The 10742-nt window shown below is 72.1% G+C and carries 3 protein-coding genes; all 3 read right to left on the reverse strand.

Annotated elements, in window-relative coordinates:
• Positions 1–14: 14 nt before the first annotated feature.
• From AB0959_RS18930 to AB0959_RS18940, 3 genes are read right to left on the reverse strand one after another with little or no spacing between them, the layout of a single operon-like run.
• Positions 15–227: an MbtH family protein gene (locus AB0959_RS18930; RefSeq protein WP_366827540.1), complete on the reverse strand. Its 213-nt coding sequence runs from the start codon at positions 225–227 to the stop codon at positions 15–17.
• Positions 228–271: 44 nt separating this feature from the next.
• Complete coding sequence (locus tag AB0959_RS18935; RefSeq protein WP_366827541.1) at positions 272–4270, reverse strand: amino acid adenylation domain-containing protein; 3999 nt, start codon at positions 4268–4270, stop codon at positions 272–274.
• A 60-nt stretch (positions 4271–4330) separates the two neighbouring features.
• Positions 4331–10741 carry an amino acid adenylation domain-containing protein gene (locus AB0959_RS18940; RefSeq protein WP_366827542.1) on the reverse strand — a complete coding sequence of 2137 codons (6411 nt, stop codon included), beginning with the start codon at positions 10739–10741 and terminating at the stop codon, positions 4331–4333.
• Between the last annotated feature and the right edge of the window lies 1 nt (position 10742).

Genomic DNA, 10742 nt, shown 5'->3' on the forward strand with positions numbered 1-10742 from the left:
TACCAGGGAGGTGTCTACTCGCCCATGGCCTTGATCAAGCTCTTGGGGCGCATGTCGGTCCAGTGCTCGCCGACGTACTCCAGGCAGGACTGGCGGCTCGCCCGCCCGTGGACGACGGTCCAGCCGACCGGGATCTCGGCGAAAGCCGGCCACAGGGAGTGCTGTCCCTCGTCGTTCACCAGGACCAGGTGCTCGATGCTGTCGTCGTCGAAGGGGTTGGTGGTCATGGCGGTTCCTCCTGTGGTGGGCGGTTGCGTCGGGTGCTTTCGGACTACTTTCGGAGCCGGCCGTCCAGCACCGGGCCAATGAGATCCAGTGACGTGGGCCGGGTCATCTCTCCGTGGGTGCAGGGGATGTCGTGGTTGTCGACGTGGCCTTCGACGTACGGCTGCCAGGAGCGGTACCGGTCGGGGACCAGGTCCGGATCCTGTGCGGCGGTGAAGAACAGCAGATCCCCGCGGTACGGCGCAGGGGCGAACTCACCCAGCAGGCGCCGGTTGTTCGCCGTCACGTCGACCAAGGCCGTCAGTTCGGCGTCGTCGAGGCTGCCGGGCATGTCGGGTACGCGGCGGACCAGCTCCGCGAACCGGCTCTCGGTCAGCGGTTCCGTCTCGTCGTCGGGCACCTGACGGCCGAGGATGGCGAGGAGGCTGCGCAGCAGCGCCGGGCGGTCGGACAGGGCGGGGCCCTGCCGAATCCAGGATCCGGGGAAGGAGTCGAGCAGCGCGAGGAGTGCGACCTGCTCTCCTGCCGCCTGGAGGCCGACGGCGACGTCGTATGCGACGAGGCCGCCCATGGAGTAGCCGAGCAGGTGGTAGGGGCCGTGCGGCTGGGTCTCGCGGATGAGGGCGGTGTGCTCGGCGACCACCTCGGCCAGGCTGCCGGCCGGGTCCTGGCCCGGGGTCAGGCCGCGGGACTGCAGGCCGTACAGCGGACGGCCGGGGCTGGTGTGGCGGGCCAGCCCGGCGAAGCCCCAGGACAGGCCGGAGGCCGGAGGAAGGCAGAACAGGGGTTCGCGGTCGCCTCGTGTGCGCAGTGGGAGCAGGGGCCCCACGGGGGCCGTACCCGACCCGCCGGCGTGGTCGAGCCCGCCGGCGTGGTCGAGCCCTTCGGCGTGGTCGAGCCCTCCCGGATGGTCGAGCCCTCCTGGATGGTCGCCTTCGGCCAGACGTCGGGCCAGCGCCGCCACGGTCGGTGTGTCAAAGAGGTCGCGCATGCGCAGGTCGACGCCGAGTTCGGCGCTGATGCGCGAGGTCAGACGGGGAGCCAGCAGGGAGTGACCGCCGAGATCGAGGAAACCCTCGTGGACGCCGACCTGAGCCGGGGCGAGGCCGAGGACCTCGGCGAAAATGCCGCGCAGGGTCTCCTCCCGCTCGGTACGTGGGGCCGTCTTGGCGGCGAGTGGCGCGTCGGGAGTGGGCAGCGCCTTGCGGTCCAGCTTGCCGCTGGCCGTGTACGGGAGTGCTGCGAGCGTGACGAACGCCGAGGGGATCATGTGGGCGGGGAGGGCGCGGGCGAGGTGGTCGCGGAGGTCCTCGGCAGTAACGGCTTCGGCCACGGCCCCTGCGGGTACGACGTGGGCGACCAGTTGTTTCTCGCCGCGCTGGTCCTCCCTTACCGTGGCCGCCACCTTGGCGACAGCCGGATGTGCGGCGAGGACGGCTTCGATCTCCCCTGGTTCGACCCGGAATCCGCGGAGCTTCACCTGGTGGTCGGCCCGGCCCAGGAAGCGCAGTTGCCCGTCGGATCCGCGCACCGCCAGGTCGCCCGTGCGGTACATGCGCTCCCCCGGGCCCCCGAACGGGTCGGCGACGAACCGCTCGGCCGTCAGACCCGGCCTGCCGAGGTAGCCGCGGGCGGGGCCGCCGCCCGCCACGTACACCTCACCGACGGCCCCGTCTGGCACGGGGTGCAGCGCATGGTCGAGGAGGTGGACGAGGTTGCGGGCGAGGGGGCGCCCGATGGGCGGCCTGGCCTTGTCGTCCGGGTCGGCGCCGGACTGCCAGGCGGTGGCGTAGATGGTCGCCTCGGTGGGCCCGTAGAAGTTGACGAGCCGTACCCCGGGGAAGGCGGCCTCGATGCCGGCCCGGAGCTGTTCGGGGATCGGTTCGCCGCCGAGGGCCACCGTGTGCGGTGAGGCGGCCGCCCTTTCGGCGAGCACGGTGGCCATGACCGTGGGTACGCCGCTGATCAGGCCGGCGTCCCGAGGGGTGCCCTCGGTCAGTGCGAGGAGGTTCTCGACGATCTCGATACGGCCACCGCACAACAGCGGCGAGAAGATCTCGAACACCGACACGTCGAAGTTGAGCGAGGTCGAGAACAGCACCTTGGCCAGCCGCTCGGGACCGAACTCGGAGTACGTCCACTCGACGAACTCGACGGCGTTGCGGTGCGTCGCCAGAACGCCCTTGGGGCGGCCGGTTGAACCGGAGGTGTAGGTGATGTAGGCGAGGTTGTCCGAGGTCAAGCTGTGTGCGGGAAGGCGCTCCTGGCGACCCGTCATCTCGCTCTCGGGGTTGAGCAGCGGTGTGCCCTTCGGCAAAGATCCCGCCGTCTCCTTGGTGGCGAGGACGACTATGGGGCCGGCGTCGCCGACGATGTACGCCAGGCGGTCCGCCGGGTAGGCGGGGTCGAGCGGCAGATACGCGGCACCGGACTTCAGTACGGCAAGGACGGCGACGACCAGCTCCGCCGTACGGGTCAGAGCGATACCGACGACCCGCTCGGGGCCTGCACCGAGGGCGGTGAGGCGGCCGGCCAACTGCTCGGCCCGGGCGTCCAGTTCGCGATATGTGAGGCGGTTGCCGCGGTCCAGTACGGCATCGGTGTCCGGGGTGGCCGCGACCTGGGTCGACCAGAGGTCGGTGAGGGTGCGGGTCGCGGGCGGCGTGAGCTGGGTCCGCCGCGGGAGTTCGTGGGGCGCCAGGAGCCCCATGCGGCCCTGTGGGAGTTCCGGGTCGGCCGCGATGGTCTCAAGGATGCGCACCAGGCGGGCGAGCGTGGCGTCGGCCCATCCGGCGTCGAACAGTCCCGGGTGGTAGGCCAGTCGGAAGCGGGGCCGGGGGCCGGGGAGGGCCACGAGGGTCACGGGGTAGTGGGTGGCGTCGCGACCGCTTGAGCCGACGACGCGGAGCCCCTCACCGTCACGCCCGTCGCCGTCACGCCCACCGTCACGCCCGTCGCCCTTCGCCTCCGGATCCACCGGATAGTTCTCGAAGATGACGAGGGTGTCGAAGAGCTCCGGGACGCCTGTGGCGCGCTGGATGTCGGCCAGGCCGAGATGGTGGTGGTCGAGGAGGCGGACGTAGCCGTCCTGGACCTCGCGGAGCAGGGCACCCAGGCTTTCCTGGGGCCGCAGCCGGACCCGCGTCGGGATGGTGTTGAGGAACAGGCCGACCATCGACTCGACGCCGGGGAGTTCGGGTGGGCGGCCGGAGACGGTGGCGCCGAAGACGACGTCGTCGCGGCCGGTCAGGCGGCCGAGCAGGATCGCCCAGGCGCTCTGGACGAGGGTGTTCACGGTCACGCCGAGGCTCCGGGCGCATGCCGTGAGGGCGGCTCCGGTCTCCGCCGACAGCTCGGTCCTGGCCTGTGCCGGGTTCGTGGCGCCCGGTGTGGTGGTCGCGGCCAGTCGGGTCGGTTCCGTCACGTCGGCCAGCGCGTCCCGCCAGGCGTCCTCGGCGGCGGCACGGTCCCTGCGGTCCAGCCATTCGAGGAAGGAGCGGTACGGCGCGACGGGCGCCAGTACGGCCGGCCCGCCGTCGGCGGCGTACAGGGCGAGCAGTTCCCGTAGGAGTACGGAGACCGACCAGCCGTCGAGCAGGATGTGGTGGTGGGTGACGAGCAGCCGGTGGCGGCGCTCGCCGGTGCGGACCAGGGTGCAGCGCAGGAGGGGAGGGGTGGCGGGGTCGAAACCGAGGGCCCGGTCCTCGTCGAGCAGTTCGGTCCACGCTTTCTCGGTGTCGGTGCCGATGGCCCGCTCGGTCAGATCGGTTTCCGCCCACGGCAGTGTCGCCCTGCGGGGGACGACCTGCACCGGCTGGCCGCCGCGGCGCCGCCGGAAGGCCGCCCGCAGGTTCGGGTGGCGGTCCAGCAGTGCCTCAGCGGCGGCGCGGAGGCGGCCGGCGTTCACCGGGCCTTCGAGTTCGAAGACCAGCTGCACGACGTACACGTCGGGGGCGTCCCGTTCGTGCTCGTACAGGGCGTGGAAGAGCAGGCCCTCCTGGAGCGGGGTCAGGGGCAGTACGTCGACCGGCCCGGGCTGCGTCATGTCGCCTCGTCTCGCTGTGTTCTGGCTCTGCTGGAGCTGCTGGGCTTCTCGGAAGGCCGGCTAGTCGAGGCCCGCCGTCAACTCGTCGAGCTCGTCCCGGGACAGGCCCGCGACCGACAGACCGGCGCGCTTGCCGACTCGGGACACGAGTGCGGTGAGCGCCGTGAACCAGGACTCGGCCAGCGCCCGTACCTCCGGCTCGGTCAGCACGTCCTTGGGCCACGCCCAGTCGGCCACCAGCCGGGGTCCGGTGGCCGTGTCGTGGACGACAGCGTTGATGTCGAGGGCGTGGGCGGCGGCGAGGCCGGGGTCGCAGCCTGCGCCGAGTGCCGACGACTCGGGGGCGAAGGCCCACAGCTCGGTGCCGGTTGTGTCGGGGGCGCTGAACCGGCCGAGGTAGTTGAAGCCGATCGCCGGTATGGGCGCCTTGGCCAACTCGGCTGCCGTGTCCGGGTTGAGGTGGCGCAGGAGACCGTGTCCCACGCCGTGGTCGGGCAGTTCCCGCAGACACTCCGCGACCCGGGTGGCGGAGAGGTCGGCGGCGGGTCCGGCAGCCAGAGCGTCGGCCACGTCCACGCCCTCCAGATCCAGGTGGACCGGGTAGAGCGAGGTGAACCAGCCGACCGTGCCCGACGGTTCGAGCCCGGGTGACAGTTCCTCGCGACCGTGCCCCTCGATGTCGAGTACGACGTGCGGGGAGCCCTGCCGGTCGGCGACGGCCAGCGCGAGGCCGGTGAGCAGGACGTCCTGGACACCGAGGTGGAAGGTGGCCGGGACGCTGGTGAGCAGCGCCCCAGTGGTCTCGGGGGGCAGCGCGAGCCGCAGCGAGCGCGTGCCAGCGGCGGTGTCCCGGTCGGGGTCGAGCGGACGCCGGCCCAGCGGAGCGCGAGGGGCGTCGGCGATACGGCGCCACAGCGCGGCCTCGGCGACCCGCGACGGCGTACGCGCGTGTCGGCCCAGCGTCTCGGACCAGCGGCGGAACGACGTGCCGACGGGCGGCAGTTCGGGGCTCCGTCCGGCGACGACGGCCTCCCAGGCGGCTTTCAGATCGGGTACGAGGATGCGCCAGGACACCCCGTCCACGGCCAGGTGATGGACGGCCAGCAGCAGCCTCCCGGTCCGGCCCGGTCCGGCGTCGAACCACACGGCCCGGACCATCGCCCCGGCCACCGGATCGAGCCGTCCCACAGCCCGGTCGAACTCCTCGGCCACGGCCCCGTGGAGGTCATCGGTGCCGGACACCCCGGAAACATCCCGGCGGTCGAGCAGATCGGCGGCGCGCACGCGGCCGACCGGACTGACGTCGAGTTCCACGGCCCGGGTGAGCCGGGAACGCAGCATGTCGTGGTGGTCGAGCACGGCCTGCAGGGCGTCTGTCAGCCGCGGCAGACCGGCGCCGGCCGGGACCGTCAGCAGGACGGACTGGCTGAACCGCCCGACCGGGCCACCGCGTTCGAGCAGCCATCGCATGATGGGAGTGAGGGGGACCGGGCCCACTCCGTCGACGGCGTGGACGCCGGCAGCGCCCACACCGTCGGCGAAGCCGCCGACCGGCCCACGAGCCACGGCCGCCAACTCCTTGACCGTCTGGTGCTTGAAGACGTCCCGGGCACTGATCACGACTCCGGCCTCGGCTGCCCGGCTCACGAGCCGGATCGAGGTGATGCTGTCGCCGCCGAGGGCGAAGAAGTCCTGGTCGAGTGGGACTTCGGGCAGCCCCAGCAGCTCGCGGAAGAGCTCGGCGAGGACGCGCTCAGCCGGGGTCGCCGGTTCCTGTCCCCCGGCTGCCCCAGGCGCCTGCGCGGGCGCGGGCCCGGGAAGCGCCGTGCGGTCCAGCTTTCCATCGGGCATCAGGGCCGACACGTCCGACGGCGGCCGGATCTCGTCGAAGGTCGCGTTCCACTGACCGAGTTGCCGACGCTCGTCGTCCCCCAGGAGGTCCACGTCGTCGACGCGCCGGTCGGGGTCGGCGGAGACGACGGTCAGGAAGCGGACGAGCAGCCGCGTAAGCCGCTGGACCGTGGCCTGGTCGAACAGGTCGGTGCTGTACTCGGCGATGCCGTCGATGCCCGCAGGGGTGCCGTCGCCATGGCGCCGCTCGCTCAGGTAGAGGCAGAGGTCGAAGCGGGCCGCGCCGGTCTCGACGGGCTCGCGTGCCACGCCGAGGCCGGGCAGGGACAGGTCGACGTCCGAGGCGTGACCGGTGAAGGCCAGCATCACCTGGAACAGCGGATGGCGGGCGAGGGTCCGCTGCGGGCTGAGGGCATCCACGAGGAGGTCGAACGGCAGGTCCTGGTGGGCGTAGGCAGCGAGGTCGAAGTCCCGGACGCGGCCCAGGAGTTCTCGGAAGGTGGGGTTGCCGGAGGTGTCGGTGCGCAGAGTGAGGCTGTTGACGAAGAAGCCGACCAGGTCGTCCAGCCTGCCGTCGGGGCGTCCGGCGACCGGCGTGCCCATGGTGATGTCGGTGCCCGAACCGAGCCTGGTCAGCGTCGCGGCGAGGCCGGCCTGGAGCACCATGAACAGGGTGGCCCGGGAAGCCGAGGCGAGGTCGGCGAGTGAGGTGTGCAGTTCCGCGTCGACGGTGAGGGCGGCGCGGTCGCCGCGTCCGCTGGGCTCGACGGGCCTGGGACGGTCGGCAGGCAGCGGCAGCTCTTGGGGAGCCCCCGCCAACGCTTCTCGCCAGAAACCGGTCTGACATTCCAGCAGATTCCCTGTTCCGCCTGCCGTCGCGCCGAACAGTTCGCGTTGCCAGTGCGCGAAGTCGGCGTACCGGACGGGAAGTGGCCGCCACCCCGGGCCGCGTCCGGTGATCCGGGCCGCGTACGCCGTCTTCAGGTCGCGCATCAGCGGCGCCATGGACCAGCCGTCGACGGCGATGTGGTGCGTGAGCAGCAGCAGGACGTGTGTGTCGTCATCGAGCCTGAACAGGGTGGCGCGAAGCGGCGTTTCGGCGGACAGGTCGAAGCGGTGCCCGGCGGCGACGGTCAGCAGCGCGGGGAGTTCCGCCCCGGTGACCTCTACGACGGCAAGGCTCGGCCGTCCCGCCTCCGGGCTCAGGATCCGCTGGTACGGAGTGCCCTGGAAGTCGGGGTGGAGGGTGCGCAGCGGTTCGTGGCGGGTCACGACATCGGCGAGCGCAGCCTCCAGCGCCGTACGGTCGAGAGGGCCTGTGAGGCGCAGGGCCCACGGAACGGTGTAGGTGTTGCTGCCGTCGAGGCGGCTCATGAACCACAGCCGCTGCTGGGCGTACGACAGCGGAATCGGGGCGTCCGCGTCTTCCCGCGCCGTGAGCTCCGGACGCCGGGCACCGCCCTCGCTTTCGCTGAGCCGCGCTGCCAGCCCGGCGGGGGTCACCGCCTCGAACACCGCCCGTACGGGCAGCGCGGTGCCCAGCACGCTCCGTATGCGGTCGCTGAGTCGCATGGCGAGCAGGGAATCGCCGCCAAGGTCGAAGAAGCCGTCGTCCGCGCCGACCCGGTGCGGATCCAGGCCGAGGACGTCGGCGAAGAGCCCGCACAGGATCTCCTCCTGCGGGGTGCGCGGGGCACGGCCCCTGCTCTCCTTGGAGGGCTCGGGCAGGGCGGCGCGGTCCAGCTTGCCGTTGGAGGTCAGTGGCAACCGGTCGAGGACGACCATCGCGGAGGGGACCATGTGGTCCGGCAGCGTCCGCCCCGCGTGGCGGCGCAGAGCATCGGCGTCGAGGGCTCGTCCGACGGCGTAGCCGACCAGCCGGCCGTCCCGTACGAGGACGACGGCCTGTGCCACGTCGGGGTGGCTTGCGAGCACCGCCTCGACCTCGCCGAGTTCGATGCGGAAGCCCCGGATCTTGACCTGGTCGTCCGCCCGGCCCAGGTACTCCAGCTCCCCGTCGGCCGACTGCCGCACCAAATCGCCCGTACGGTACATCCGTTCACTCGCGACGGTGGCGAACGGATCGGCGACGAAGCGCCCCGCCGTCAGCCCCGGCCGCCCCAGGTACCCGCGCGCCAGGCCCTCTCCCGCCACGTACAACTCGCCGGTTACGCCGGGCGGCACCATTCGCAGACCCGCGTCCAGGACGTACGCGCGCAGGTCGGCGATGGCGTGTCCGATGCCGCCGGCCCGCGGCCGGTCGCGTACCGCGGCCTCGGTCAGCGGCAGGCCCGTGACATGGACCGTCGTCTCGGTGATGCCGTACATGTTGACCAGTACGGGCGCGTCCTGCGGGTGCCGGGTGTACCACTCGGGGACCTGCGTGAAGTCGAGTGCCTCACCGCCGAAGACCAGGTACCTCAGGGCCAGTTCGCGTCCGACGTCCGGCAGGGCGGCGTCCGCGCGCAGGAGTTCGCCGAAAGCCGAGGGCGTCTGGTTCAGCACGGTGACGCGCTCGCGCGCCAGCAGCCGCAGGAACTCCTTCGGTTCCCGGCTCACCTCGTACGGGACGACCACGAGCGTGCCGCCGTGCAGCAGCGCGCCCCACAGCTCCCACACCGAGAAGTCGAACGCGTAGGAGTGGAACAGCGTCCACACGTCGTCCGGGCCGAAGTCGAACCAGTGCCGGGTGTGGTCGAAGAGCCGTACGACGTTGCGGTGGGTGACCGCCACGCCCTTCGGGCGGCCCGTCGAGCCCGAGGTGTAGATGACGTACGCGATGTGATCGCTCGCCAGGTCCCGGGCGGGAGCGGGAAGTTTCCCGGAGCGCTCCGGGGCGTCGAGCAGGACGACGGGGATCTGGGAGGCGGGCAGACCGGGGGCCACGTCGCCGGTGGTCACAAGCAGCACGGGGGCGGAGTCGGCCAGTGTGAAGGCCAGCCGATCCGCGGGGTATTCGGGGTCGAGCGGCACATAGGCGGCGCCGGTCCTGAGGACCGCGAGGATCGCCACCACGAGCTCCGGCGAGCGGGGCAGCGCGAGCGCCACCAGCCGCTCGGGCCCCGCGCCCCGGGCTGCGAGTAGCCGGGCCAACCGCTCGGCACGGGCGTCGAGTTCGGCATACGTGAGCCGGGTGCCCTCGTGCACGACAGCGGTGGTGTCGGGGGTGCGAGCGGCCTGGCGGGCGAAGAGCGAGGGCAGGGTGTCCGTCGGCCTGCCGGCCGGGGCCACGCCCTGCCCCTCCCCCAGCATCCGCTGCCCCTCCCCCAGCATCCGCTGCCCCTCCCCCAGCATCCGCTGCCGCTCCCCCGGCAGCAGGATCTCCACCTCGCGTACACGGCGTGTGGGATCGGCTACGAGGGCCTCCAGGACGGAGGCGAACCGGTCCAGGAGCTGCCGGGCGCCCGTCTCGTCGTACAGGTCGGGCCGGTAGGACAGGCGCAGGGCGAGGCGGCGGGCGGGCAGGACGGCGAGGGTGAGGGGGTAGTGAGTGGCGTCGCGGCCGGTGAGTTGAGTGACACGGGACGTCCCGGGGCCGCCCGCGGCCGGGTGGTTCTCGAAGGCCAGGAGAGTGTCGAAGAGTTCGCCGGGGCTTCCCGCAGCACGCCGGATATCGGAGAGTCCCAGGTGCTGGTGCGGCAGCAGGGCCGCCTGCCGCCGGTGGAGCACGGTGAGGAGATCGGTGACGGTGCCGTCCTCGTCCCAACGGACACGGGTGGGTACGGTGTTGATGCAGAAGCCGACCATGGACGCGATGTTCGGCAGCTCGGGCGGGCGGACGGTCACCGCCTGGCCGAAGACGATGTCGGTGCGGCCGGTCAATCTGCCCAGCAGCACGCCCCAGGCGCCCTGGACGAGCGTGTTGAGGGTGATCCCGAGGGACCGGGCCGTGGCCTCACCGGCGCTGGTCAGCTGCTCGGGAAGATCGACGACCAGTTCGCGGGGCAGGACGGTGGCGGTGGCGCCGGTCGCACCCGGGGTGAGCAGCGTGGGCTCGCCCGCCTCCGCCAGGGTGTGGCGCCAGGCGGTCTCGGCGGCGGTGCGGTCCTGCCGTCCCAGCCAGGCGAGGTAGTCGCGGTAGGCGGGCGCCGGCGGCAGAGCCGCGGGGTGCTCACCCGAGTGCAGCGCGGTGAACTCGCGTACCAGCAGCTGCTTCGACCAGCCGTCCAGCAGGATGTGGTGGTTGGTGACGAGCAGGCGATAGCTGTCCGCGGACCACTTGACCAGCAGGTATCGCAGGAGCGGCGGCTTGGCGAGGTCGAAGCGGCGGGCGCGCTCCTCGTCCAGCAGCCGCTCCCACTCCTTGTCTCGGTCGTCCTCCCCGAGGGCGGACATGTCGTCCTCGGCCCAGGGGAGTTCGACGTCCACGGGCACGATCTGCAGGGATCGCCCGGTGTCCCGGCGGCGGAAGCAGGCGCGCAGGTTGGGGTGCCGGTCGAGCAGGGCCTGTCCTGCTGCGCGCACGACGGCGGGGTCGACCGGGCCCGTCAACTCCAGGATCTGCTGGGTCGCGTAGAGGTCGGGGGACTGCTCGTCGTCGTACAAGGAGTGGAAGAGCAGGCCTTCCTGCAACGGCGACAGGGGCAGGATGTCGGAGATTCCGGAGCCGGACCGAGTCACC

This window comes from Streptomyces sp. NPDC046862, assembly GCF_040704615.1.
Lineage (GTDB): Bacteria > Actinomycetota > Actinomycetes > Streptomycetales > Streptomycetaceae > Streptomyces.

Excerpts from the sequence above, each read along its gene's own strand:
- AB0959_RS18930 (WP_366827540.1), bottom strand. The coding sequence starts at position 227 with ATGACCACCAACCCCTTCGACGACGACAGCATCGAGCACCTGGTCCTG.
- AB0959_RS18935 (WP_366827541.1), bottom strand. The coding sequence starts at position 4,270 with ATGACGCAGCCCGGGCCGGTCGACGTACTGCCCCTGACCCCGCTCCAG.